This window comes from Mesorhizobium sp. P3_B5 (assembly GCF_056402815.1).
This window is the reverse complement of record NZ_JBFUGR010000002.1, coordinates 734,192-759,980: the sequence shown is the minus strand read 5'-3', so window position 1 is coordinate 759,980 and position 25,789 is coordinate 734,192. Positions and strand designations below refer to the sequence as shown.

General features: G+C 63.1%; 20 protein-coding genes. 5 read left to right on the top strand and 15 right to left on the bottom strand.

Going from position 1 to position 25,789, the window contains the following annotated elements; translation table 11 throughout:
* Positions 1 to 9: 9 nt before the first annotated feature.
* On the bottom strand, positions 10 to 1,209 hold the full coding sequence (locus tag AC1DVW_RS08550; protein ID WP_477241746.1) for an acetylornithine transaminase: 1,200 nt from the start codon (positions 1,207 to 1,209) through the stop codon (positions 10 to 12).
* A 358-nt stretch (positions 1,210 to 1,567) separates the two neighbouring features.
* On the opposite strand from AC1DVW_RS08550, the gene AC1DVW_RS08545 reads away from it, so the two are divergent.
* Positions 1,568 to 2,086, top strand: coding sequence for a GcrA family cell cycle regulator (locus AC1DVW_RS08545; RefSeq protein WP_477241744.1), 519 nt, complete (start codon positions 1,568 to 1,570; stop codon positions 2,084 to 2,086).
* Between the two features lie 161 nt (positions 2,087 to 2,247).
* Here the strand turns inward: AC1DVW_RS08545 and AC1DVW_RS08540 are convergent, their stop codons facing one another.
* The 3 genes from AC1DVW_RS08540 to AC1DVW_RS08530 form a co-directional block, all read right to left on the bottom strand.
* On the bottom strand, positions 2,248 to 3,255 hold the full coding sequence (locus tag AC1DVW_RS08540; RefSeq protein WP_477241742.1) for a magnesium and cobalt transport protein CorA: 1,008 nt from the start codon (positions 3,253 to 3,255) through the stop codon (positions 2,248 to 2,250).
* Between the two features lie 96 nt (positions 3,256 to 3,351).
* Positions 3,352 to 4,077, bottom strand: coding sequence for a phosphate signaling complex protein PhoU (phoU, locus tag AC1DVW_RS08535; RefSeq protein WP_477241739.1), 726 nt, complete (start codon positions 4,075 to 4,077; stop codon positions 3,352 to 3,354).
* 113 nt (positions 4,078 to 4,190) lie between these two features.
* Positions 4,191 to 5,456: an ATP-binding protein gene (locus tag AC1DVW_RS08530; RefSeq protein ID WP_477322362.1), complete on the bottom strand. Its 1,266-nt coding sequence runs from the start codon at positions 5,454 to 5,456 to the stop codon at positions 4,191 to 4,193.
* Between the two features lie 111 nt (positions 5,457 to 5,567).
* Between AC1DVW_RS08530 and ppk2 the strand changes: the two genes are divergently transcribed.
* Positions 5,568 to 6,470, top strand: a complete 903-nt coding sequence (gene ppk2 / locus AC1DVW_RS08525) for a polyphosphate kinase 2 (RefSeq protein WP_477322360.1) — start codon at positions 5,568 to 5,570, stop codon at positions 6,468 to 6,470.
* 142 nt (positions 6,471 to 6,612) lie between these two features.
* On the opposite strand, the gene AC1DVW_RS08520 is transcribed toward ppk2, so the two are convergent.
* The 3 genes from AC1DVW_RS08520 to AC1DVW_RS08510 form a co-directional block, all read right to left on the bottom strand.
* Positions 6,613 to 7,362 (bottom strand): enoyl-CoA hydratase-related protein, encoded by a 750-nt coding sequence (locus AC1DVW_RS08520; RefSeq protein ID WP_477241733.1) that lies wholly within the window; start codon positions 7,360 to 7,362, stop codon positions 6,613 to 6,615.
* 32 nt (positions 7,363 to 7,394) lie between these two features.
* A complete protein-coding gene (locus AC1DVW_RS08515; RefSeq protein WP_477241731.1) occupies positions 7,395 to 8,033 on the bottom strand; it encodes an acyl-homoserine-lactone synthase in 639 nt (212 codons plus the stop codon).
* Between the two features lie 97 nt (positions 8,034 to 8,130).
* On the bottom strand, positions 8,131 to 8,862 hold the full coding sequence (locus AC1DVW_RS08510; protein WP_477241729.1) for a helix-turn-helix transcriptional regulator: 732 nt from the start codon (positions 8,860 to 8,862) through the stop codon (positions 8,131 to 8,133).
* Between the two features lie 277 nt (positions 8,863 to 9,139).
* On the opposite strand from AC1DVW_RS08510, the gene AC1DVW_RS08505 reads away from it, so the two are divergent.
* Positions 9,140 to 9,982: a transporter substrate-binding domain-containing protein gene (locus AC1DVW_RS08505; RefSeq protein WP_477241896.1), complete on the top strand. Its 843-nt coding sequence runs from the start codon at positions 9,140 to 9,142 to the stop codon at positions 9,980 to 9,982.
* 155 nt (positions 9,983 to 10,137) lie between these two features.
* Here the strand turns inward: AC1DVW_RS08505 and AC1DVW_RS08500 are convergent, their stop codons facing one another.
* Positions 10,138 to 10,551, bottom strand: a complete 414-nt coding sequence (locus AC1DVW_RS08500; RefSeq protein ID WP_477241727.1) for a tellurite resistance TerB family protein — start codon at positions 10,549 to 10,551, stop codon at positions 10,138 to 10,140.
* Between the two features lie 158 nt (positions 10,552 to 10,709).
* Here AC1DVW_RS08500 and AC1DVW_RS08495 point away from each other — a divergent pair, with 158 nt between their 5' ends.
* Positions 10,710 to 12,359 carry a lysine--tRNA ligase gene (locus AC1DVW_RS08495; RefSeq protein ID WP_477241725.1) on the top strand — a complete coding sequence of 550 codons (1,650 nt, stop codon included), beginning with the start codon at positions 10,710 to 10,712 and terminating at the stop codon, positions 12,357 to 12,359.
* Here AC1DVW_RS08495 and AC1DVW_RS08490 read toward each other — a convergent pair.
* From AC1DVW_RS08490 to AC1DVW_RS08460, 7 genes are all read right to left on the bottom strand, one after another.
* Entirely contained in the window at positions 12,322 to 13,137 is an 816-nt protein-coding gene (locus AC1DVW_RS08490; RefSeq protein ID WP_477241894.1) for a thermonuclease family protein, read from the bottom strand. The two genes, AC1DVW_RS08495 and AC1DVW_RS08490, sit on opposite strands and share 38 nt — an antisense overlap.
* Before the next feature lie 8 nt (positions 13,138 to 13,145).
* On the bottom strand, positions 13,146 to 13,796 hold the full coding sequence (locus AC1DVW_RS08485; RefSeq protein ID WP_477322358.1) for a S24 family peptidase: 651 nt from the start codon (positions 13,794 to 13,796) through the stop codon (positions 13,146 to 13,148).
* Positions 13,797 to 13,877: 81 nt separating this feature from the next.
* A complete protein-coding gene (locus AC1DVW_RS08480) occupies positions 13,878 to 16,097 on the bottom strand; it encodes a 3-hydroxyacyl-CoA dehydrogenase NAD-binding domain-containing protein (RefSeq protein ID WP_477322356.1) in 2,220 nt (739 codons plus the stop codon).
* Positions 16,098 to 16,112: 15 nt separating this feature from the next.
* Positions 16,113 to 17,321, bottom strand: coding sequence for an acetyl-CoA C-acetyltransferase (locus tag AC1DVW_RS08475; RefSeq protein ID WP_477322354.1), 1,209 nt, complete (start codon positions 17,319 to 17,321; stop codon positions 16,113 to 16,115).
* A 31-nt stretch (positions 17,322 to 17,352) separates the two neighbouring features.
* Positions 17,353 to 18,522: an acyl-CoA dehydrogenase family protein gene (locus AC1DVW_RS08470; protein WP_477322352.1), complete on the bottom strand. Its 1,170-nt coding sequence runs from the start codon at positions 18,520 to 18,522 to the stop codon at positions 17,353 to 17,355.
* A gap of 120 nt (positions 18,523 to 18,642) precedes the next feature.
* Entirely contained in the window at positions 18,643 to 20,433 is a 1,791-nt protein-coding gene (locus AC1DVW_RS08465) for an acyl-CoA dehydrogenase (RefSeq protein WP_477322350.1), read from the bottom strand.
* Positions 20,434 to 20,730: 297 nt separating this feature from the next.
* Entirely contained in the window at positions 20,731 to 21,189 is a 459-nt protein-coding gene (locus AC1DVW_RS08460; RefSeq protein WP_477241713.1) for a MerR family transcriptional regulator, read from the bottom strand.
* A gap of 457 nt (positions 21,190 to 21,646) precedes the next feature.
* Here AC1DVW_RS08460 and AC1DVW_RS08455 point away from each other — a divergent pair, with 457 nt between their 5' ends.
* Positions 21,647 to 25,687, top strand: coding sequence for a peptidoglycan-binding protein (locus AC1DVW_RS08455; protein WP_477322348.1), 4,041 nt, complete (start codon positions 21,647 to 21,649; stop codon positions 25,685 to 25,687).
* Positions 25,688 to 25,789: the final 102 nt, after the last annotated feature.

The window sequence follows — 25,789 nt, the reverse complement described above, 5'->3', positions numbered from 1 at the left end:
GTTCCGGGATTACTTCGCGGCAGCCGCGGCGATGGCGTCGGCCAGGCCCCGGGCACCGGCGCGGATGCGGTCGAGCGCCTCGTGGATCTCGGCGTCGGTGACGGTAAGCGGCGGCAGCAGGCGAATGACGTTGTCGCCGGCGGGCACCGCCAGCAGATGCTGGTCGCGCAAGGCCATGTTGACCTTGGTGTTGGGCATCGCGCATTTGAGGCCGAGCATCAGCCCGGTGCCCCTGATGCCTTCGATGACATCGGGGAATTCGTCGGCGACACTCGCCAGCCCCTGCTTCATCAGCAGCGCCTTGCGCTGGACGTCCTCGAGGAAGCCGTCTTCCAGCACCACGTCGAGCACGGCGTTGCCGACCGCCATGGCCAGCGGATTGCCGCCGAAGGTGGTTCCGTGCACGCCAGCGGTCATGCCGACCGCGGCCTCGTTAGTCGCAAGGCAAGCGCCCATCGGGAAGCCGCCGCCAATGCCCTTGGCAATCGCCATCAGGTCGGGAGTGACGCCCGCCCATTCATGGGCGAACAGCTTTCCGGTGCGGCCGATGCCGCACTGAACCTCGTCGAAGATCAAGAGCAGGCCGTGCTGCTCGCACAGCTGCCGCAGCCGCTTCAGCGACTGCGTCGGCACCGGGCGGATACCGCCCTCGCCCTGCACCGGCTCGATCAGGATCGCGGCGGTCTCCGGCGTGATTGCCTTTTCGGCGGCGTCGATGTCGTCGAAGCCGACCTGGTCGAAACCTTCGACCTTGGGCCCAAAGCCTTCCAGATATTTATACTGGCCGCCGGCGGCGATGGTCGCCAGGGTGCGGCCATGGAAGGCGCCTTCGAAGGTAATGACGCGAAAGCGCTCGGGATGGCCGTTGACGAATTGATAGCGCCGCGCCGTCTTGATGGCGCATTCCAGCGCCTCGGCGCCGGAATTGGTGAAGAACACCTTGTCGGCGAAAGTGGCGTCGGCCAGTCGCTCGCCAAGCCGACTCTGCGCCGGAATCTCGTAGAGGTTGGAGACATGCCAGAGCTTGGCTGCTTGCTCGGTGAGCGCGGCGACCAGGTGCGGATGGCTGTGGCCGAGCGAATTCACGGCGATACCGCCGGCAAAATCGAGATATCGCTCGCCCTTGTCAGTGACCAGCCATGTGCCTTCCCCGTGGTCGAAAGCCAGGGGTGCGCGAGCAAAGGTCTCGAAAAGCGCCGAACCGCTCATTATATGCGTCTCCGGAACCGGAAAATCAAAAAAGCCGCCCAAGCGGCGGCCTTTGCGGCTTATCGTGTTTTTCGGCCATGAAGTCAACGAAAACGTCGTGCAAAGGCGCGCGGCAAGCCCCCCGACGAGATGCCGGCTCATAAGCGACCGGGCAAGTTGGGGAAAACCTAAAAAACCGATTCGTGTTGCCCTTGGGACTCTTGTCACCGAGTCAACACATGAGGTAATTGTAGTCGGGAAATAACTAGATTTCGTGCGGCGGACCTAATCACCTAATATATGTGGTGTCTGCCCCGGCAAAGGTTGCCGGGTCGGGAATGGATTCCGATTGCCGCACGCTTAGCAGGAGCGCGGTCTCATGAACTGGACTGACGAGCGGGTCGAACTTCTCAGGAAATTGTGGTCGGAGGGTCTGAGCGCCAGCCAGATTGCCGCACAGCTTGGTGGGGTCAGCCGTAACGCGGTCATCGGCAAGGTGCACCGGCTGAAGCTGTCGGGCCGCGGACGCTCGACCGCAACGCCGGCGCGCCAGAAGAAGGCGGTGCAGGGATCGACCGTCCAGAAATCGGTTTCGCGCGCTGCAAGTGCCCAGCGCCATGTCACCACCTCGATCGGCGCAAACGCGCTGCAGACGCAGTTCGATGCCGAACCGGTGGCGCGCCACTACATCCGCCCGGTCGAGAACGTCGTCCTGCCGATCTCGCGGCATCTGCAGCTCGTCGAACTGACCGAGCGCACCTGCAAATGGCCGAATGGCGATCCGCTTTCGGAGGATTTCCATTTCTGCGGCAACGATGCCGCCGAAACCGGCCCCTATTGCAAGTACCATGCGCGGGTGGCGTTCCAGCCGGCTTCGGAACGGCGGCGGAGCCGCTGAGCGAATAGCGAATAGCGAATAGCGAATAGCGAATAGCGAATAGCGAATAGCGAATAGCGAATAGCGAATAGCGAATAGCGAATAGAAATGGATTGAGCCTCCGCGACAAGGCAACTCCGTTTTTTCCTATTCGCTACTCCCCATTCCCTACTCGCTTTCTTTCACAGCCAGCCGTTCTTGCGAAACCGCCAGTACAGGAACGAGCAGATCAGGGCGATTGTCGCCAACACCACCGGGTAGCCGTATTCCATCTTCAGCTCCGGCATATCGTTGAAATTCATGCCGTAAATGCCGGCGAACGCGGTCGGCACCGCCAGGATGGCGGCCCATGAAGCGAGCTTCTTGGAGATCGCCGTTTCCTGGCTTTGGCCGACCAGCAGGCTGGCCTCGAAGGCGAAGGCCAGCACCTCCCGCAAACTGTCGATCTTCTCCTGAACGGTGCGGATGTGGTCGGTGACGTCGCGAAACAGCGGGTGCATGGCGGTGTGGATCTGCGGCAGGTCGGCGCTGGTCAAGCGGCGGCAGACTTCCACCAGCGGCAATGCCGCATTGCGCAGGCGCAACAGATCGCGGCGCAGCATATAGAGCCGCTCAATGTCGGGACCGGTCATCGGCTTCAGCAGAACCCTGTCCTCGATCACCTCGACCTCGTCCTCGATCTGCTCGAGCACGGGCATGTAATTGTCGACGATGAAATCGAGAATGGCGTAGAGGACGAAATCCTCGCCCTTGGCCAGCGAATGCGGGCAGCTCTCCCAATGCTGGCGAACGGCGGCATAGGAGGTCGACGGACCGTGCCTGACGCTGACGATATAGCCTGAGCCGACGAACAGGTGCGTCTCACCGAAGGTGACGCGGCCGTCGATCAGCTGGGCGGTGCGGGCAACGATGAACAAGGCGTCGCCATATTGCTCGATCTTCGGCCGCTGGTGCGGATGCTCGGCATCCTCGATCGCCAGTTCATGCAGATGAAATTGCGCCTGGACGCGCAGCAACAGGTTGCGGTCGGGTTCGAGCAGGCCGATCCAGACGACGTGGCCGGACTTCTTGGCCCATTCGCCGGCTTCCTCGATGGGAATGTCGGCGACACGCCGGCCTGCCTGATAGACGCTGGAAGCGATGATGCCCGCCGTTGGCGGTGCTGGAGCAAACTCTCGAACATATTCCATCGCGGCCTCCTGAAAGCATGGCCTTCACCAGAGAACGACAAGCTTAACGTCCGGATAGTTTAGCGCAATAGGATGAAGCGTTCGAGTGGCGACCGTTCACTTCCCCGGTAGCGTTGCGGGAGCACCGATCTTGTCGGTCTTGTCGCCTTTCGGCCGCTCTGCCGGCATCTGGTCGCCAGTGACGATGTAGTAGATCGTCTCGGCGATGTTGGTGGCATGGTCGCCGATCCGCTCGATGTTCTTGGCGCAAAACAGGAGATGCGTGCACGGCGTGATGTTGCGCGGGTCTTCCATCATGTAGGTCAGCAATTCGCGAAACAGCGAGGTGTACATGGCATCGATCTGGTCGTCACGGTCGCGCACGAAGCCGATCTTTTCCACCGAGCGCGACGCATAGACGTCGAGCACTTCCTTGAGCTGCGTCAAAGCAAGGTCGGCCAGCGCCTCGAGGCCGCGGAACAGGCTGGTCGGCTGGCGCCCGTCGATAACGGCGACCACCCGCTTGGCGACATTCTTGCCGAGATCGCCGACCCGTTCGAGGTCGGCCGAGATACGGATCGCGCCGACGATCTCGCGCAGGTCGGTTGCCATCGGCTGGCGCTTGGCGATGATGACGATGGCCTTGTCATCGATCTCGCGCTGCCCTTCATCGAGCACGATGTCGTCGCGGATGACTTTCTGGGCGAGGCCGGGATCGGCATTGACCAGGGCCGAGATCGCCTGTTCGACCATGCGTTCGGCATGCCCGCCCATCGCAGCGATGCGCTTCGACAGGTATTTCAGCTCTTCGTCGTAGGCGCTGACGATATGCACGGACTGCATGGACGAAATGCCTTTCCGGGATCTGTGGCCTTGAGTCGCTTCCTCGAATCCTCCGCTGATACGCTAGCCGGATGACAGAAAAAAGAAATGAACCGTTAGTACATAGTATCGCGTCAGCGAGCCGGCAAATGAACGGTGAACGCCGCGCCCTTACCGACTTCCGACTTGATCGAAAGCCTGGCGTTGTGGCGTGTCAGGATGTGCTTGACGATGGACAGGCCCAGGCCGGTGCCCTTCTGGGTCCGGCTGTTCTCGACATCGACACGATAGAAGCGCTCGGTGATGCGTGGAATGTGTTCCTCGGGAATGCCGGGACCAAAATCCGTGATGGTGACATCGATGCCAGGTTCGGAACCGGTATCGGTGCGCGCGATCGACACTGTGACGCACCCGCCCGATTGTCCGTATTTGCAGGCGTTTTCCAGCAGGTTTTCGAAGACCTGAAACAGCTCGTCCCGGTCGCCGGGCACGTCCAGCGGCCCTTCGGCAAACGCCCGCTCGATGACGATGCCATTCTCCCGGGCGAGAGGCCCAAGCGAATCGATGACGCTGTCGATGGTCTGGCGCAGATCGACCTCGGTTCCCGGCGCCAGATAGGGCTTCATTTCCAGCCGCGACAGCGACAACAAATCGTCGATCAGGCGCGCCATGCGGCCGGTCTGGCTCTGCATGATCTGCAGGAACTGCTCGCGCGCCGCCGGGTCGTTGCGGGCCGGCCCGCGCAGCGTCTCGATGAAACCCGAGATCGAGGCCAGTGGCGTGCGCAGTTCATGGCTGGCATTGGCGATGAAGTCGGCGCGCATGCGGTCGATCCGGCGGGCCTCGCTCTGGTCCTTGAACACCAGCACATAGAGATCGGTGGCGTGGCCGACCGAAGACGCGCTCACCCGATAGGTCCGTTCCACCGGCAGCTTTTCGGTGTAGTCGACGACATCGGAGGCGACGTTCCCCGACAGGACGCCGTCGAGCAAGGCCTGCATTTCGGGGGCGCGGAACTTTAGCGACAGCGACATGCCCGGCGCGATGCCGCCAAAGGCGGCAAAGGCGGCGGCATTGGCGTGGACGATGGTGGCGGTGCGGTCGAAAATGATCAACGGATCGGCAACGGCGGCGGCGAGATACTCGCCGGAAAGCCGCTGCAACCCGATCGCCTCGATTGCGGCGGCGCTCTCGGCGGACTGGCGCGTGGCCTCGGTTGGCAGCATCGCAGCGGCAAGCAGCACGGCACATGCCAGCAGGACGACATAGCCGGACATGCCGGCGAAACCGTAGACGGCCAGGACCGCGACGATCCCTGCGGCAAGCAGCCAGCGGCTGTTCCACAGCCTGATAGCGACGGCTTGCGCCGTGCCTTTCTGCTCTGCGCCCAAGTCGGCCATTCGCGCCTGCGCCCCGTGCCCTTGCACTCAGTCGGCCGGCTGGAAACTTCCGCTGGACCGGCCTAGAGGCTCCCCATAGCATGAGTCCGGAAGCTGAAAAGGTTCGTCTCGATGAAAAATACCAAGGAAACGGCCGCTGCACCCGCAGCGGGTCCGCTGAAGATCACGATCGACGGCAAGGAGCGCGAGTTCGATATCGAGAATCCGGAGCTTCCGGACTGGGTCGAGGATCACAAGCTGACCGCCGGCGGCTTCCCCTACGACAAGAAAATGAAAGGCGATGAGTACGACAAAACCCTCGAATTGCTGCAGATCGAGCTGGTCAAGGCGCAGGCATGGCTGCAATCGACGGGCAAGCGGGTGGTGGCGCTGTTCGAGGGCCGCGATGCCGCTGGCAAGGGCGGCACCATCTTCGTGCTGCGCCAGTACATGAACCCTCGAACCGCGCGCAACGTGGCGCTGACCAAGCCGACGCCGACCGAGGTCGGGCAGTGGTATTACCAACGTTATGTCGACCATTTCCCGACAGCGGGCGAGTTCGTCACCTTCGACCGCTCCTGGTACAATCGCGGCGGCGTCGAGCCGGTGATGGGCTTCTGCACGCCAGAGCAGCATGAGAAATTCCTCGACGAGACGCCGCATTTCGAGCGGATGATCTCCAACGAGGGCATCCATTTCTTCAAATTCTGGCTGAACATCGGCCGGGAAACCCAGCTCGAACGGTTTCACGACCGCCGCTGGAGCCCCTTGAAGAACTGGAAGTTCTCGCCGATCGACGTTGCCGGCATCACCAAATGGGACGACTACACCAAGGCGCGCGATCTCATGGTCGAACGCACGCACAAGGAATTCGCGCCCTGGATCATCGTGCGGGCCAACGACAAACGGCGCGCGCGGCTGGCCGTCATGCGCCGCATCCTGTTGTCACTGCCTTATGACGGCCGCGATCTCGATGTCATCGGCAAGGAAGACAAGAAGATCGTCGGCGAAGGAACGTCCTTCCTGAAAAAATAGGCTCTATCTCTTTGTTGGAGCATGATCTTTTCCGAAAACCGGATTCCACTTTTCGGGATCATGCTCTAGGTCTGGCCCGTCCCGATACTATCGGGACAGGGCTGCTTCTGTGCTGGATTGAACCGTGCCGTCGCCGGGACGGCTATGCCACCAGCCGGGCGATCCGCTGCAGCCGCCGCAGCGTGGTGTCGTCCTGCAGCGCCTGCTGGAACAGCGAAATCTCCTGGTCGATGCGGTCGCAGAGCGCGGCTGTGTCACCCCTCAGCAGGCCACGCGTCTGCAACAGAGCGGCGACCGGCTTCTTGGCAAGCTGCCTTGCCCTGGCAAGGGCTGCGTCCTCGACGCTGCCATCCACCACGATCTCGGCGACGAGACCGAGCGCCTTGGCATCGTCGACGCCCAGCGTGTCGCCCAGGCAAAAAAACCGGAAAGCGCCGGCGTAGCCAAGCTTTTGCGGCGCCAGGATGCTGGTCGCCGCGTCTGGCACCAGGCCGAAATCGACAAACGGCACCCGGAACGTGCTCTTGCCCGACGCGATCACCATGTCGCAGTGGAACAGGATGGTGCAGCCGACACCGACGGCATCGCCATCGACACAGGCAAGGATCGGTTTGGGAAACGTCGCCAGCGTGCGGAACATGTCGGTTACGGCGGCGATCAGCAGCTGATGCTTGGTGGCATCGAGGAATTCGGAGAAGTCGCCGCCAAGGCAGAAGCAGCCAGCCAGGCCGCGCAGCACCACGACGCGCACCTCGTCGTCGACTGCAGCCTCGTGGAAGGTCCTGGCCAGGCTTTCATAGGCCCGCCTGTCCAGCACCGGGCGGCCGTCATCCGAAGACACCGTGACGATCAGCGTATGGTTGCGGAACTCGGTTTGGGGATGGATACTCATTACACTCTCCACTCTCACGGTACTATCAACTGTCACGACGCCTGCCTCAAGCCGAGCCTGTCGGGATAGCCCCTGGCCAGCACCGGCGCGAAATGATTGCGACGCGAACGCACCACATCAAGCGTGTGCTGATTGAAGGTGAGCAGGGTGGCGACGACCTGCTGGTTGCCATAGGTGCGCTGGTAGCCAAGCGGCGTTGCCAGGAAATGCAGCTGCAAAGCCCGTAGGACCCACATCGGCTCGAATTCGATGATCACCTGATTGACGTTGCGCTTCAGCCCCCACTCGACGAAGCCGGCGATCAGCTCGGTGCCGACCGTCGATACGCCGCGCCGGCCATCGCGAAAACCGGGCGCTACCGCATAGCGGGTCAGCTCGTAGACATTGGGCCCGGAAGGCGGCGTTCCTTCAAAAAGATCCGTCAGCACCTCGGTCAGCAGGTGCGCCCGCGTCGTCGGCAGCATCCTTTGATAACCGGCGAGCTCGCCATTGCGGATGACGATCTGATGCACCGCTTCGTCGTGGTCGAACTGGTCGACCTCGAGCCCGTCCGGGCGCTTCAGATCGGTCCATCCCATTTCCTCGACGAAGACCTGGTAGCGTAGACGATGAACCGCCTCCCAAAGGTCGGGACGTTCCATCAATTCCTGGGTGGTAAGGGCAAAAAGCATCCGTCTTCTCCTGGGTTCAAGAGGAAAATACGGCCGTGCTTTCGCAAGAAAATTACGTGATCACGTAGGCAGGATCTTCTAGGTCGGCGCGGCCGACCTAACTAATGTAGCCCCGCCTTATCGCCTCCGCGACCGCTTGCACCCGGTTGACGGCGCCGAGTTTGCCTTTAGCGTTAAGAAGGTGTTTCTCGGAGGTGTGTTCCGAGATGCCGAGGATTTGTGAAATCTCCCATTCGGACTTGCCGACGGCTGCCCATTGCAGGCATTCGCGCTCGCGCGGCGTCAACTCGATGTGATCGATAGTCTTGCCCGCCATGGTGTGGAGCTGCATGGCGCGGCCGATGGCATAGGTCGAGACCAGCGACACCAGGCCGAACTCGGCGCCCGACAATTCGACGGCCTCGCCGCCGAGCGATACCATGACGATCTGGCCGTCGAGGGTGATCAAAGGGAAGGCCAAACCGTCGCGCAGCTTGAATTCGCTGGCGTCGCCCATAACCTCGCCGCTGCTCTTGTCGATGCGAATGCCCTGAGCCGCTTCCCGCCACTGGAACGGCGCCTGAAGCTGTTTCATGTGGCTGACGACGGGATCATGATCGACATAGTTGCGCGACACATAGCGCTCCAGCCATTCTACAGGCCAGTCGCAGAGCAGCACATGGTCCTTTTGCTGGCCACGCGGCGTACCTGGCTGCGGAACCGTACCGGCCATCAACGCCGTGAGGCCGTAGTTCGTGGTCACGCCAAGCAGCGTTTCGCAGACCGCGGCCGCCGTGTTGGCGTGCTGCAGCTGATCTATGTATTCCAGTGTGCGATCGAAATGGCCCATCGCAACATCAACCCCATGTTGCCTCCCGATATTAGGACCAATGGTACGTGCCCAAACGGCACTTCGCCATCAACCCCGGATTGCAAAGCTGCATCCCCTTTTGTGGTGCCAACAACTGCCCCCTCCAGTCGACGCCATGCAACTACTTGCAAATACACTAAAGCATAACCCTAAATCGGCGTATTTAAATCAAAAAGCGTTGTGCCTGCGCCGTTTTCGTACCAAAAGCCAAGAAAGAGGCAGAACCGGGTGGAGTTTTATCGTGACATTTCCGTCGATATCCGTCGCCCTGGCATCAATATTTATATTTATCGGGGCGCAATCGCTTGCCGGCATCGCGCGCGCCGCAGAGCCGCAGGTGCCGGTGCTTTGGGACGCCAAGGAGCGGCTGCCGAAGCCTGACCTTTCCGCGCTGCCGCGGCTGCGATTCCTTACAACCACCGATTTTCCGCCCTTCAACTTTCTCGACGGCGCCGGCCGGCTGTCCGGCTTCCATATCGACCTGGCGCGAGCCATCTGCGCCGAACTCGACATCGCGGATAAATGTCAGATCCAGGCACTGCCGTGGGCCGAGCTTGAGGGCGCGCTGCAGAAGGGCGAAGGCGAAGCGATTATCGCCGGCATCGCCGCGACGCCGGAATCGCGCTCGAAATACGGCTTCTCACGCTCCTATCTGCAGTTTCCGGCGCGCTTTATCATGCCGAAGACCAAGGCCCTTGCGGAACCGATCTTCGACAAATTGCGCAGCAAGCGCGTCGGCGTCATCGCCGGCTCCGCGCATGAGCGCATGTTGCGCGATTATTTCGGCAACGTTCAGGTCGTCCCTTTCGACGGGCCGGAGGCGCTCTACGGCGACCTCAAGGCCGGCAAGATCGACGCCGCCTTCGGCGACGGCATGCGCTTTGCCTTCTGGCTGGGCGGCTCGGACGCCGCAGGCTGCTGCCGCTTTGCCGGCGGCCCGTATCTGGCGCCCGAATATCTGGGCTCGGGCATGGCCATCGCCACCAGGGCCGGCGATCCGGCGCTGGCCGCGGCCATGGACTACGCCCTGCAGGAGATTTCCATAAAGGGCACGTTCGCCGAGTTCTATCTGCGCTACTTCCCGGTCAGCTTCTTCTAGGGACTGCTGATATTCAGGTGAGGGCGAGTCGAGAATGGCGGTTTCCGAGAACCGGAACGGAGCGTACTTTTGGGTACGTGAGTACCGGAAGCGCAGGAAACCACCGTTCGCAGGCCGGCTTCACCTGAATATCAGCAGTCCCTGTCAGTGAGACTTTAGGTGAGCGTGCGCAGGCGGGCCTTGGCGGCACGGCCTATTGCCGCGACGGTCAGCGTGTCGAGATCGAGCTGGCGGCGGATGAGCTGCAGCACCCGCACCTCCTCCAGCCGCATTTCGAGATCGACGGCCGCAACTTCGAAGGCAGCGGCATAGGCGGTGTCGCGCAAGCGTTCGGGCAGTGCCTCACCAACACGCTCGAGAACGCCTTCCAACCCATCCTTTTCCTGCAGCATCTTCTGGCAGTCCTGTGCAATGGCAATCAGCCGGTCCTGCTTGAAATCCTCGAACACCGGCCAGGAGCGAACGACATCGCCGATCCGCGCCAGTTCGACATCGGTCATGTCACGGTCGGAGGCCGAGGTGATGACCATCAGGTAGATCAGGGCTTCATGCGGTGTCGGCAACGACATTCAAAAACTCCTCGAACGGGCCTCGAAGGTAGGAAGGCGGCATCGGTGCCGCAAGGAAAAAGCGCCGGGATCGTTGACGCTCCGGCCATGCACGCCTAGAGACCGGGCTGAACTCCACCTTCCGGCTAGCACCGGCGAACGATTTGGAAAACAGTGACATGGCGGGATCAAACATCATCGATCTCAATCCCGAAGTGCTTGCGGCAGCGGCCGAAAGCAAGGCCTGGCCGTTCGAGGAAGCCAAAAAGATCGTCGAGCGCTACAAGGGCACGGACTTTCCCGACACCGTGCTGTTCGAGACCGGCTACGGCCCCTCGGGTCTGCCGCATATCGGCACGTTCGGCGAAGTGGCGCGTACCTCGATGGTGCGCCATGCCTTTCGCGTGATCACGCAGGACAAGGTGGCGACCAAGCTCTTGTGCTTCTCCGACGACATGGACGGCATGCGCAAGATCCCCGACAACGTGCCGGATCGCGCAGCACTCGAGCCGCATCTGCACAAGCCGCTGTCGTCGGTGCCCAATCCTTTCGGCGGCGACTATGCGAGCTTCGCGGACCACAACAACGTGATGCTTTGCCGCTTCCTCGACACGTTCGGGTTCGACTACGAATTCGCCAGCGCGACGCAATACTATAAGGCTGGCCGTTTCGATGCGATGCTGCTGCGCGCTGCCGAGCGCTACGACCAGATCATGGCGGTGATGCTGCCGACGCTCGGGCCGGAGCGGCAGGCGACCTACAGCCCGTTCCTGCCGATTTCGCCTAGAAGTGGCCGCGTGCTTTACGTCCCCATGAAGCATGTCGACGCCAAGGCCGGCACCATCACCTTCGACGATGACGGCACCGAGACCACGCTTTCGATCACAGGCGGCAGGGTGAAGCTGCAATGGAAGCCGGATTTCGGCATGCGTTGGGCAGCGCTCGGCGTCGATTTCGAGATGTTCGGCAAGGACCACCAGACCAATGCGGTGGTCTACGACCGCATCTGCAACATTCTGGGCGGGCGGGCGCCGGAGCATTTCGTCTACGAACTGTTCCTGGACGAGAACGGCCAGAAGATCTCGAAGTCGAAGGGCAACGGCATCACCATCGACCAGTGGCTGGCCTATGCGCCGACCGAGAGCCTCGGGCTCTACATGTACCAGCGGCCGCGGCAGGCCAAGAAGCTCTATTTCGACGTCATCCCGCGGGCCGTCGACGAATATTACACCTTCCTCGCCGCTTACCCCCGGCAGGATTGGAAGGAGCGGCTGGGCAACCCGGTCTGGCACATGCATGACGGCAACCCGCCGAAGACAGACATGCCGGTGCCGTTCTCGCTGCTGCTCAATCTGGTCAGCGCCTCCAACGCCCAGAACAAGGACGTGTTGTGGGGATTCATCTCGCGCCATGCGCCGGGCGTGACCCCGCAGACGCATCCGGAGCTCGACAGGCTGACGGGCTACGCGATCCGCTATTTCGACGATTTCGTGAAGCCGGCCAAGGTGTACCGAGCCGCCGACGATGTCGAGCGCGAGGCACTGACGAACCTCTCAACGGCGCTCGCAGCACTGCCGCCGGCCGCCGATGGCGAGGCGATCCAGAACGCCTCGCTCAACGTTGCGCGCAAGATCGAGCGCTATCAGGACCATAGCAAAAAGAGCCCGGATGGCGGCCCCGGCGTATCGGGCGCTTTCTTCCAGATGATCTACCAGGTGCTGATCGGGCAGGAGCGCGGACCGCGCTTCGGATCGTTCGCCGCGCTCTACGGCATTGCCGAGACGCGCGCGCTCATTGAGCGGGCGCTGGCTGGTCAACTGGCGGCGTAGCGGTCGTCGCCGACGGATCGAGGATCGGTTGCGCCTCTGTCGGTGCGATCACGACAGAAGGTGCCGGAGCCAGGCCCGACAGATTGGGGGCGGCGCCGAAGACGCCCTTTTTTGCCGCGCGCGCCTTGTCGCCTGCTTCGACATAGGGGCCGCCCGCCACCGCGCGGGCCCAGCCGTTTTCGGCCAGCCATTGGCCGACATCCTGCTTGCCGATGCGGCACTCGGCGGCGATCAGATCGCGGCCGCCTTCCGGCGGCACCGCGCAGACCACTGCCCTGCCGCGCAGAAAGGCGCGGAATGCCGTCCGCGCGCGGACGCCGCAGGCCCAGGATTTGCCCTCGTCGGTGCACGTTTCGTCCTGCTTGACGATGTCGATGCCGGAAATCGCGACCGAATAGCCCTTCGCCTCGATCAAGCCGGCGGCGGCCGCGACCGGCTGGAACAGCTTTGTCCCGTTCCAGTCGTCGGGCATTTTCGGCTTTGGCGGTCCGGCCAAGGCCAGGTCGCTCAGCGGTGCGCGCGGCTCGACCCTGACGAGCTCCTCTGCACGCAATGGCGGCGGCGCGACGGCCTCGGGGTCGATCGCCCTGGAATGGATCACGGGCTGGGGATCGGGAACGGCTGAAATGGCCGGCGCATCTGGCTCCACGTCGACATCCTGAATTTGGTCGACGGTGACGACGCTCTCGTCGCGATGCAAGGCGCGTCCGCCGGCGATAACGATGGCGGCCATCGCCGGAATCGCCAGGACAGCCATGACAAAGTGAAACAGACGCACCGGCGACCCTACTGGCTTGCCCAGACGATCCGCGCCACCCATTCGACATCGTGCAGAGGGATGTCGCGGTCGGGATGGTCGGGGTTGAGCGAGACCAGCACGATCGACTTCACCGTCTGGCGGTCGAGCACCTTGGCCATCACCTCGCCGGCATTGGTCTTAACGACGACGCGATCGCCCTTGCGGGTTGCAGCGCCCGGCTCGACGATGAGCACGTCGCCGTTGCGGTAGAGCGGCAGCATGGAATCGCCCTGGACCTTCAACGCATAGGACGTCTCGGTCGACCGCGCCGGAAGCTCGACCAGGTCCCAGCCCTGCCCGGCCGGGAAGCCGGCATCGTCGAAGAAACCGCCGGCGCCGGCCTGGGCAAAGCCAAGCAGTGGCACCGCTGACCGCTGCATGGGCAACGACCCTGAACCGGCTTTGCTTCGGCCCTCGACCAGTCCTGTGAATTCGTCGAGCGAAGCACCTGTCGCCTCGATGATCTTGGCCAGCGATTCGGTCGATGGCCAGCGCGGCCGCCCGTCCGAGGACAATCGCTTCGACTTGTTGAAGGCGGTCGAATCAAGACCCGCGCGCCTGGCCAGACCCGAGGCCGAAAGCGAATAACGCTCGGCCAGAGCGTCGATGGCGGCCCAAACGCGGTCATGCGAGAGCAATTTGCTCTCCTTCAAAACAGGAAAAAATACCTTCCCTGTTCTAGCTCCTGGCCGCCACCTTGTCTACCGCGCAAGGTGGCGCTACGCCGCCTTCTTGGCCTCGCCCTTCGCGTAGGGATCGAAGCGCTGGTAGAAGCTCTCGCCCTTCTCGGCCATATCGAGCAGCAGCTTGGGCGCCTTGAACTCGGCGCCGTATTTCTTCTGCAGGCCTTTGGCGATCCTGACGAACTCCTTGGCGCCGATGCCGTCGATGTAGGACAGCGCACCGCCGGTGAAGGGCGCAAAACCGAAGGCGAGGATCGAGCCGACATCGGCCTCGCGCGGATCGGTGACGATGCCTTCCTCCATCACCCTGGCCGCTTCCAGCGCGATGGTGACCAGCAGCCGCTGCTGCAGCTCCTCATAGTCGACCTTTTCGGGCGCTAGCTGCGGGTAGAGATCCCTGAGGCCCGGCCAAAGCTTCTTCTTGGCCGGCTTTGCCGGATAGTCGTAAAAGCCCTTGCCGTTCTTGCGGCCGAAGCGGGCGTGCGTGTCGACCATGGTGTTGATCAGCGCCATCTGCTTCGGGTCGACGGCCTTATCGCCGAGATCCCTGATGGTCTGCTTCATGATCTTCTGAGCAAGGTCGATCGCGGTTTCGTCGGTCAGAGCCAGGGGACCGACCGGCATGCCGGCCGCCTTGGCGGCGTTCTCGATCATCGGTGCCGGCACGCCTTCGATCAGCATCTTGTAGGCTTCCGACATGTAACGCAGCACGCAGCGGTTGACGTAGAAGCCGCGCGTGTCGTTGACGACGATCGGCGTCTTCTTGATGGCGCGCACGAAGTCGATCGCGGTGGCCAGCGCCTTGTCGCCGGTCTTCTTGCCCAAAATGATCTCGACCAGCATCATCTTGTCGACCGGCGAGAAGAAATGAATGCCGATGAAATTCTTCGGCCGGGCCGAATTCCTGGCCAGCGACGAGATCGGAATGGTCGACGTATTTGACGCGAAGATCGCAGCCGGCTTCAGCACCGCTTCCGCCTGTTCGGTGGCGCTTTTCTTGACGGCGGAATCCTCGAACACCGCCTCGACCACCAGGTCACAGCCGGCGAGGTCGGCATAGTCCGCCGTTGGCGTGATCAGCGACAAAAGCCTGTCCTTCTCCTCGGGCTTGGCGCGGCCCTTCTTCACCTGGTCCGTTACAAGGCTTTCCGAATGCGCCTTGCCCTTGGCGGCGGACTCCATGTCGCGGTCGAGCAGCACCACCGGAATGCCGGCCTTGGCGGTGACATAGGCGATGCCGGCGCCCATGAAGCCGGCGCCAAGAATGCCGATCTTCTTGAACCTGGTTTCCGGCACGCCAGCCGGGCGGCGTGCGCCCTTGTTCAGCTCCTGCAGCGACACGAACAGCGAGCGGATCATCGCCGCCGCTTCCCTGGTCTGCATGATCTCGGTGAAATAGCGCTGCTCGATGCGCAGGCCGGTGTCGAACGGCACCAGCAGGCCTTCATAGACGCATTTCAGGATCGCTGCCGCAGCCGGATAATTACCAAAGGTCTCGCGGCGCAGGATGGCGATGGCCGGCGGCCACAGATTGGCGCCCGCCACCGAATAGACCGGGCCGCCGGGCAGCTTGAAGCCCTTCTCGTCCCAGGGCTGGACGGCCTTCAGGCCGTTTTTGATCATCGCCTTGGCGGTCTCGATCAGCTTGGCCGGTTCGGCGATCTCGTGGATCAGGCCCATCGCCTTGGCCTTCTGCGGCGACAGGGTCTGGCCGGTGGTGAGCATCTGCAGCGCCTGCTGCTGGTCGGTCAGCCGCGGCACGCGCTGGGTGCCGCCGGCGCCGGGGAAGATGCCGACCTTGACTTCCGGCAAGGCCATCTTGACCTTGTCGCTATCGGCCGCGACACGGCCATGGCAAGCCAGCGACAGTTCGAAGGCACCGCCCATGCAAGTGCCGTTGATCGCCGACACCCAGGGCTTGCCTGATGTTTCGAGCTTGCGCCACAGGCCGCCCATGCGGCCGGCATTGTCGAACAGCAGCTTTGCCGCCTTCTCCGGGTCCTTGGTCTTCTCCTTTGCAAAGACCCCCAGCATCTTCTGCAGCATGGTCAGATCAGCGCCGCCGGAGAAGCTGTCCTTGCCCGAGGTGATCACCGCGCCCTTGATGCCGGCGTCGGCCACCACCTGATCGATGATCTTGTCGAGCTCGTTCATCACCTCTTCGGTGAAGACGTTCATCGAGCGGTCAGGCATGTTCCAGGTAACCAGGGCAATGCCGTCGGCGTCGGTGTCGAGGGTGAAATTGGTGTAGCTCATTGGTCTCTCTCCCCGTCAGACGCGTTCGATGATCGTTGCGGTGCCCATGCCGGCGCCGATGCACAGCGTCACCAGCGCGGTGTTCAGGTTGCGCCGCTCCAACTCGTCCAGCACCGTGCCGAAAATCATCGCGCCGGTGGCGCCGAGCGGATGACCCATGGCGATGGCGCCGCCATTGACGTTGATCTTGTCGTGCGGGATATCGAAGGCCTGCATGTAGCGCAGCACCACCGAGGCGAAGGCCTCGTTGAGCTCGAACAGGTCGATGTCCGAAATCTTCATCTTGGCGCGCTTCAACAGCTTCTCGGTGACGTCGACCGGGCCGGTCAGCATCAGCACCGGTTCCGAGCCGATGTTGGCGAAAGTCCGGATGCGGGCGCGCGGCTTCAGGCCCATGGTCTTGCCGGCCTTCTTCGAGCCGAGCAGAATGGCGGCGGCGCCATCGACGATGCCGGACGAATTGCCGGCATGGTGGACGTGGTTGACCTCTTCCACCTCGGGGTGCTTCTGCACCGCGACGGCGTCGAAGCCGCCCATTTCGCCGGGCATGACGAAGGACGGGTTGAGGGCTGCCAGCGACTGCATGTCGGTCGACGGCCGCATGTGCTCGTCATGGTCGAGGATGGTCAGGCCGTTCTGGTCCTTGATCGGGATCACCGAATTCTTGAAGCGGCCCTCGGCCCAGGACTTGGCAGCGCGCTTCTGGCTCTCGACCGCATAGGCGTCGACGTCGTCACGCGAAAAGCCGTATTTGGTGGCGATCAGGTCGGCCGAGATGCCTTGCGGCACGAACCAGCCGGGCAGGCCGACCGAGGGGTCCATGAACCAGGCGCCACCGGACGCGCCCATGCCGACACGCGACATCGATTCGACGCCGCCGGCGATGACGATCTCGTCCGCCCCTTGCGCGATCTTGGCGGCGCCGAAATTGATGGCGTCGAGACCGGAAGCGCAGAAGCGCGAGATCTGCATGCCGGGAGCCTTGGTGTCGTAACCGGCCTCAAAGGCAGCGGCGCGCGGAATGACCGAACCCGCCTCGCCGACCGGATCGACGCAGCCGAAGATGATGTCGTCAACAGCGCCGGTGTCGAGCCCGTTGCGGTCGCGCAGCGCCTCCAGCACCTTGGCGCCGAGCCTTACCGCCGGCACTTCGTGCAGCGATCCATCCTTTTTGCCCTTGCCGCGCGGCGTGCGCACGGCGTCATAGACATAGGCCTCGGTCATCTTCTTGCTCCTCGGGTTTGCTGACAGTCGCTCAGAGAGAGCGTCCGATCAGCAATTTCATGATCTCGTTGGTGCCGCCGTAGATGCGCTGGACGCGGGCGTCGCGGAACATGCGGGCGATCGGGTATTCATTCATGTAGCCATAGCCGCCATGCAATTGAAGGCATTCGTCGACGACTTTGCCCTGCAGGTCGCTGAGCCAGTATTTGGCCATCGAGGCCGTCACCGGGTCGAGGCCGCCAGCGATGTGGCGGGCGACACAGTCATTGTAGAAGACGCGGCCGATGGTTGCCTCGGTCTTCAGTTCGGCGAGCTTGAACTGGGTGTTCTGGAAATCGATGATCGCCTTGCCGAAGGCCTTGCGCTGCTTGACGTAGTCGATGGTCAGCGCCAGCGCCCGCTCGATCATGGCGATCGCGCCGGTGCCGATCTGCAACCGCTCCTGCGGCAATTGCTGCATCAGCTGGACGAAACCCTGGCCTTCCTCATGGCCGAGCAGATTCGAGGTCGGCACGCGCATGTCGTTGAAGAACAGTTCCGACGTGTCGTTGGCCTTGAGCCCGATCTTGTCGAGGTTGCGGCCGCGTTCGAAGCCGTCCACCTCGTCGGTCTCGACGACGATCAGCGAGGTGCCCTTGGCGCCCTTGGCCGGATCGGTCTTGGTGACGACGATGATGAAATTGGCCAGTTGGCCGTTGGTGATGAAGGTCTTGGAGCCGTTGATCTTGTACTGGTTGCCGTCCTTCTCGGCGCGTGTCTTGACGCCCTGCAGGTCGGAGCCAGCGCCGGGCTCGGTCATGGCGATGGCGCCGATCAGCTCACCGGTGGCCAGTTTCGGCAGCCACTTCTTCTTCTGCTCTTCCGAGCCGTAGTGGAGGATGTAAGGGGCAACGATCGAATTGTGCAGGCCGATGCCGAAGCCGTCGACGCCGACATGGCCGATCGCCTCGATGATGGCGCTCTCATGGGCGAAGGTTCCGCCGGAGCCGCCATATTCCTCCGGCATCGAGGCGCAGAGCAGGCCGGCCGCACCGGCCTTCAGCCAGCTTTCACGGTCGACCATCTCGTTCTTCTCGAACTCGTCGTAGCGCGGCGAGATCTCTTCCAACATGAAGCGGTGCGCCATGTCGTAGAGCATGCCGACCTCGTCCGCGGCCCAGGCGGGTTTCGGAAGGCCAAGGATTTCGGCGGGATTGGTCATGCTGGTATGATACTCCTCCCAGAGCGCATCGTCAGAGTTGAGGCCGGCGCACTGCACGCAGGGCCCCTCCCGGCCCTTCGGGCCACCCCCCCTCAAGGGGGAGGGGGACGCCGGCCATTTCTAGAACGCTTCCGCAGGCAGCGCCATTAGCGTGTCCGCGCCACTGGAAATGCGGGCGAGATGTGCCGATGTCTCGGGCATGATCCGCTCCATGAAGAAGCGCGCCGTCACCACCTTGTTGTCGTAGAACGACTGGGCACCATTGGCACCGGTCTTGCCGAGCGCCGCCTTGGCCATCTGCGCCCACATGTAGCCGAGCGCCACCAGACCGAAGAGATGCATGTAGTCGGTCGAGGCCGCACCGGCATTGTCGGGCTTGGCCATGCCGTTCTGCACCAGCCACATCGTCGCCGCCTGCAGATCGTTGAGGCCCTTCTTCAACGCCTTTGTGAAGGGCCCCATTTTTTCATCAGTGCGGTTTTCCTCGCAGAATTCGCCGACGTCCTTGAAAAAGGCCTGCACGGCGCGGCCGCCATTGAGGCCGAGCTTGCGGCCGACGAGGTCGAGCGCCTGGATGCCGTTGGCGCCTTCATAGATCATGGCGATGCGGGCATCGCGGACGAACTGGCTCATGCCGTGCTCTTCGATGTAGCCGTGGCCGCCGAACACCTGCTGCGCCATGACGGCGTGGTCGAAACCCTTGTCGGTCAGCACGCCCTTGATCACCGGCGTCAGCAGGCCGGTGTAATCGTCGGCTGCTTGGCGGTCCTTGTCGTCACTGGCGCGGTGGGCGATGTCCGACTTGATCGCCGTCCACAGCGCCAGCGCCCGGCCAGCCTCGTTGAAGGCCTTCATGGTCATCAGGCTGCGGCGGATGTCGGGATGGACGATGATCGGGTCGGCCTTCTTGTCCGGCGCCTTGGCGCCCGACAGCGAGCGGCCCTGCAGGCGATCCTTGGCGTAGGATACGGCATTCTGGTAGGCGACCTCGGACAGCGAAAGCCCTTGCAGGCCGACGCCGAGCCGCGCCTCGTTCATCATCGTGAACATGGCCTTCAGCCCGCCATTGGCCTCGCCGAGCAGCGTGCCTTCCGCCTCGTCATAATTCATGACGCAGGTCGAATTGCCGTGGATGCCCATTTTCTCCTCGATCGAACCGCAGGAGACCGTGTTCCTTGCGCCCGGATTGCCCGAGGCGTCGAGCTTGAGTTTTGGCACGATGAACAGCGAAATGCCCTTCACGCCTTCCGGCGCGCCCTCGATGCGGGCCAGCACCAGATGGACGATGTTGTCCGCCATATCGTGCTCGCCGGCCGAGATGAAGATCTTCTGGCCAGAAATCTTGTAGGTGCCGTCGCCATTCGACACAGCCTTGCTGCGCAGCAGGCCGAGATCGGTGCCGCAATGCGGCTCGGTCAGGTTCATGGTGCCGGTCCAGGACCCCTCGACCAGCTTCGGCAGCCATGTCGTCTTCTGCTCGTCGGTGCCGTGGGTGATTATCGCCGCGATCGCGCCCTGCGTCAGGCCGGGATACATCATCAGCGACATGTTGGCCGACACCATATATTCGGCGACCGCCGTGTGCACCGCGTAGGGCAGGCCCTGGCCGCCGAACTCGACCGGTGCGGCCAACCCCATCCAGCCGCCTTCGCGATACTGGTCGAAGGCCTCCTTGAAGCCTTTCGGCGTCGTCACCGAGCCATCGGCATGGCGCACGCAGCCTTCCATGTCTCCGACGCGGTTGAGCGGCTGCATGACGTTTTCGGCGAGCTTCGCACCTTCGGCGAGGATGGCTTCGACCACATCAGGCGTCGCGTCGGCAAATCCGGGAAGATTGGAATAGCGCTGGTAGCCCAGCACTTCGTTGAGCACGAACAGCGTGTCCTGGACAGGCGCCCTGTAGATCGGCATGCGTTTCCTCCACCATGCGGTCCTGGCCCGGAATCAAGCCGTTCACGGCAAGCGGACCAAAGTTGAAGTTCGCATAGCAAAAATTGACGTTTGCGTAAACGTCAATTTTTTGCTGCGACAAAATTTCTTCGACAGCGGGCACCTAGGCGTAGCGGGGCAATGTCATGGGCGCCAGCACGGAACGTGCTTGAAATGCCGTTGTGCCGACAAGCAGGCGGACGGACAAAGGAAGAGCCGCGCGGCAGGCCACGCGGCTCTCATCCGTCACAAAGCCGTTCGGGAGTGGACGACGCCGGATTAACCGGCGGCGCTGGCCGGCGTCGAGCGCTCTACGAGCATCTGCCGCACGGCCGACATCGAGCCGCTCAGCTCGTTGATGGCGTCATCGATCAACGACCGCTGCTTCTGCAAGCGGGCAAGCTGCTTCTCCGACTTGTCGAGTGCCAGCCGCAACTGCTTGGTGTTGGAGCCGGTGGGATCATAGAGATCCATCATCTGCTTGACGTCGCGCAGCGAGAAACCGACCTTGCGGCCGAGCAGGATCAGCTTCAGCCTTGCTTTGTCGCGGCGCGTGTAGAGACGGGTCGCACCGTCGCGCTTCGGGTTGAGAAGGCCCTTGTCCTCGTAGAAACGCAACGTGCGCAGCGTCACGCCGTATTTCTTGGCCATCTCGCCGATACGGACAAGGTCCTCGCCGGCTTCGTTCGATATATCATTGGTATTGGCCGCGGCTTCGCCGGGCGAAACGAGTTTCATGGTCACTGGCTTTCCCCGTCTGTGGCGCCGCGGTCCTGGACCTTGCGTCGCCTGAGTGGAAGCGGGGGCGTGCTTCCAATCGTGGTTTCAACAAAATATCGCAAAAGGCGCGATCTGCGCCCCTTTTACGTTTACGTCAATTCTATACCGATAGCCGCCGCACGACGCAAGCGGGTTCTGTGGACAGCACCTTATGCCGCACCTGGCGGGTGGCCCGCCAAGAAGTTGCAACTTCTTAAGCTTGGTTAACGCGTTGTTTACCACGTTGGGCGAAATGTGCGCATGTCGGTTACCCGTGTTTATCCTGTATCGAATTTTTCACGGTTTTTCGGAGCGCGGGTGAGAACCCCGGGAAGCCTGTCTTCCACCGCAGCAAGGCTGCGGGCGCCTTCGGTTCCGGCAGGGACTTTGGGGAAAACTGGTTGCAAGCCAGCAATTCTGAAAAACGGGCGCATCGATGAACAGCAAGCGGTCCTATCTCGATACACTCAACGCCGGCAGGCAGCGCAGGCCGCATGCCGCACTTGAAGAGCTGAACCGTTCGCTGGAAACGCTGGAACAGCGGCTGGAGCGGACGCGCGAGGACAGGGCAGAGCGGGTCGATCCGCGCCGCCCCGGCGCCGAGCCGCGCTATGCCAGCGCCCAGCCCTACGGCCAGCCACGCTGGTATGAGGATCCGCATCCCGCGCCGCGGCTGAATAGCCCGGCATCGGCAGCACCCGCCTTCGATCAGAAATACCAGACGATCGCCCGCGACATCGACCGCGTGCGCGGCCAGGAAGACAGCGTCGCGGTGGTCGGCAAGATCGCCGGCGAACTGCGCGGCCTGCGCGAGGAACTGCGCCACCAGATGACCGTCGGCCTGCAGCGCGAATTCGACGCGCTGCGCAAGGACATCGAACGGGCCTTCCAGGCAAGCAGCCAATCGGGCGGCCAGTCGGGCAAGGGCAGCGCCGAACTCGGCGTCGAATTTGAGCGGCTTTCCGGCGCGATCCAGACGCTGGCCGAAAAGAGCGACGACAGAAGCGTCAACATGCTGCGGCTCGAACTGGAACAGGTCAAGGCCGCGCTCGACACGCTGGCGCGCGAGGAGAGCGTGCAGGCGGTCGACCGCCGCTGGGACGATTTCGACCGGCGCTGGAGCGCTTTCGAGGATCGCGTCGACGCCGACCAGCGCCAGCGGTCGGACGCGCCCGGCTTTTCGATGCTGACCGACCGGCTGGAGCAGATCAGCAACGCTGTCAACAATCTGCCGGAATCGCTGTCGCTGCGTTCGCTCGAGGAAAAGGTTCGCACGCTTGCCGGCGCCGTCGATCATTTCGCCAGCCAGCAGGACAATCGCGGCAGCGATACGTTCGGCATGATCGACGAGCGGCTTGACGAGATTTCCCGCGCGATCGTCGCCTCGACCGTCGCCGCCCAGGCCAATACCGTCGATCCCGAGCTCTTTGAGCGCATCGAAAAGCGGATCGCCTCGCTTGCCCAGCAGATCGAGGAAGTCACGCAGGATCGCCCGAGCGGCGAAGTCATCGACCGCCTCAATATGCTGTCGGACCGGGTCGACGATCTCGCCGGCCGAGCCAATCTGCCGGAACAAGCGATGGAGCGCCTCGGCAAGCAGATCGCCTTGATCGCCGACAAGATCGAGCGCGCCCCGGCCATGCCGGACGCCGACTATATTTTCCAGGGGCTGGAGCAGCGTTTCGACGTTTTGTCCGGCATGATGGAACGCCGCCAGGGTGACGCGATCGAACAGGGCAATATGCTGTTTCGCGATCTCGAACGGCGGTTGGACGAAGTTGCCGACCGGCTGGACCAACGCACGCCGCAAGTCGACGGCGCCGGTATCATGGACGCCATCGACGCCCGCTTCACGGCGCTGGCCAAGCGCATGGAGACGCGCGCGCCGGACCCCGCCAACGAGGCGGCGATCCGTGGCCTGGAAAGCCGGCTCGAAGACATTTCAAGCCGGCTGGAATCGTCGGCGGCACAGGTGGCCGGCATCGACCCGGCACTGATCCGCAGCCTCGAGGCGCAGGTCTCGGGCCTGTCGGCGCATCTGTCCAAGCCCGGCACACCATTGCCGGAATTCGAGGACATCAGCCCTCGCCTCAACGAAATCGAAAAGTCGCTGGCCGGAACCCGCGATTCGATCCTGGGTGCGGCGCGCGAGGCGGCCGAGAGTGCTGTGCGCACGATGGCCGGGTCCAGCGCCAATACGGCAGCCGTTGCCGGCCTCGCCCAGGATCTGAAGACACTCGAATCGCTGACCCGCCGTTCCGACGAACGCAATTCGCGGACGTTCGAGGCCATCCACGACACTCTGCTCAAGATCGTCGATCGCCTGGGCTCGCTGGAAACCAACGAGCCGATCGAGGCGGTGAGCGAACTCGTCGATGCGGCCGCGCCGGCGCGTGCACGCACGGTCCGGGCGACCCGCACCTCCAAGATCGCGGTGCAGGATCCGCCGTCGATGGATATCGACCAGCCGCAGCCGCTGACGGGCGACATGGCCGACCTCGACGGCCGCGCCGCTGCCATCATGCGCAACGAGTTAGGTGCGGATGGCGACCTGGTTACGCATGGCGACCCGGATGTACGCAGCGAACCGGTTGCGCGTAGCGAACCGGTTACGCGTGGCGAACCGGGGCCGCGCTCGCCAGCCGAAGCCGCAGCTGCTGCCGCCATGGCGGCGCTCGGCTCGGACGCCATCCCGGAAAGGAGCGGCCAGCCCGGCCGCAAGACGTCGATGTTTGGCGGACTGGCACGCGCCTTCAAGGGAAAGAAGCAGGCAGACATCCCGCCGCTTCCAGGCTCGGCGCCCAATGTCGACATTCCGAGCGTTGATCTCGACGAGCCGCTCGATCCGAAGCTCGCCAACCGGCCTCTGGAACCCGGCTCGGGCGCACCTGACCTCAACGCAATCATGAAGCGCGTGCGCGACGAGCGCGGCCAGCCGGTGCGGCACAGCGATACAGATGCGTCGAAATCCGATTTTATTGCCGCAGCCAGGCGCGCCGCGCAGGCCGCTGCCGCCGAGGCCGAGGCCCTGAAACGCCAGTCGACGATGAAAGGTCCGGTAAAGGCACTGCGGATCGGCGACCTGCTCAAGGCGCGGCGCAAGCCGATCCTTATGGGAGCCATTGCGATCATGCTGGCGCTTGCTGGCCTGCAACTGGGCAAGGCCTTCTTCGCCGACCCGGTCGAAGTGGCCGGCAATGATGTGGCGCCGATCGTTGCCGCACAGCCGGTGAAAACGGCTTCGGTCACCACGAACGAGCCGAAGGCAGAAACGCCGGCGGCCGTGCAGGACGCCCCGGCCCGCATGGTCCGGCAAGCAGAGCCCACCGAACCGGCAGCCAAGGACGAGATGCCGGCGCAAATTGCCTCGGCCATGCCATCAAACACCGAAGCACCGATGGATGATGTCGCCGCGCCGGTTTCGGCGCCGACGGCTTCGGCACCGTCTGCCGATGCGGCAGCTCCTGCAATGGACGCGACGGCCTCGGCTGTTCCGGCCGCTGCCGGACCGGCGGCGTCTGACACTGAAACCCAGCCGATGGCCGCCACGCCAGCCCCTTCCCAGGATACGACCGGCGCGGTTCCGCCTACCAACGCTTCGGCGACCACGGCCACCGCCAAGATCGACATCCCGGCCGATGCCGGCCCGGCCGCCTTGCGCGACGCGGCTGCCGGCGGCGACGCCAAGGCGCTGTTCGAGATCGGCTCGCGCTATGCCGAATCGCGCGGCGTCAAGGAAGACATGGCGGCGGCGGCCAAATGGTACGAGAAATCGGCCGAGCTCGGCTTTGCTCCGGCCGAATACCGCATCGGCAATTTCTACGAAAAGGGCATCGGCGTCGCCCGCGACATCAAGAAGTCGAAGACCTGGTACCAGCTCGCCGCCGAGCAGGGCAATGCCAGCGCCATGCACAATCTGGCCGTGCTGTTCGCCATGGCCGCGGACGGCGTCACCGACAATGAGTCGGCGGCGCACTGGTTCCAGGCCGCCGCCGACGTCGGCGTCAAGGACAGCCAGTTCAATCTCGGCATCCTGGCAGCCAAGGGCGTCGGCATGAAGCAGAACCTGGAAGAATCCTACAAATGGTTCGCGCTCGTCGCCAAGACCGGCGACAAGGACGCGGCGGCCAAACGCGACGAGATCGCCGCTGCGCTGCGGCCCGAGCAGCTGGAGCGCGCACGCGCCGCCACTGATCTGTGGAAGCCGAAGCCGCTCGATCCGGCGTCCAACTCGGCCGACATCCCTGAATCATGGCAGGAAGGCGCGCCGCAGACGACCGCCAGCATCGACATGAAGAAGGCAGTCACGAACATCCAGCTCATTCTCAACAAGAATGGCTACGACGCCGGCGGCGCCGACGGTGTGATCGGCCAGAAGACCAAGGACGCCATCATGGCGTTCCAGACCGACAACAAGATGAAAGCGACCGGCGAGATCGACGAAAAACTGGTCAAGGCGCTGCTTGCGCACAAATAACGGCAGATGCGTCGCTTATGCGACGCCCTTGCCACACATTTGCCTGTTAACTGATTGAGATGTTTTTTGTTTCGGCGTCGTGGCGAGGTTTGACTTCGCGGC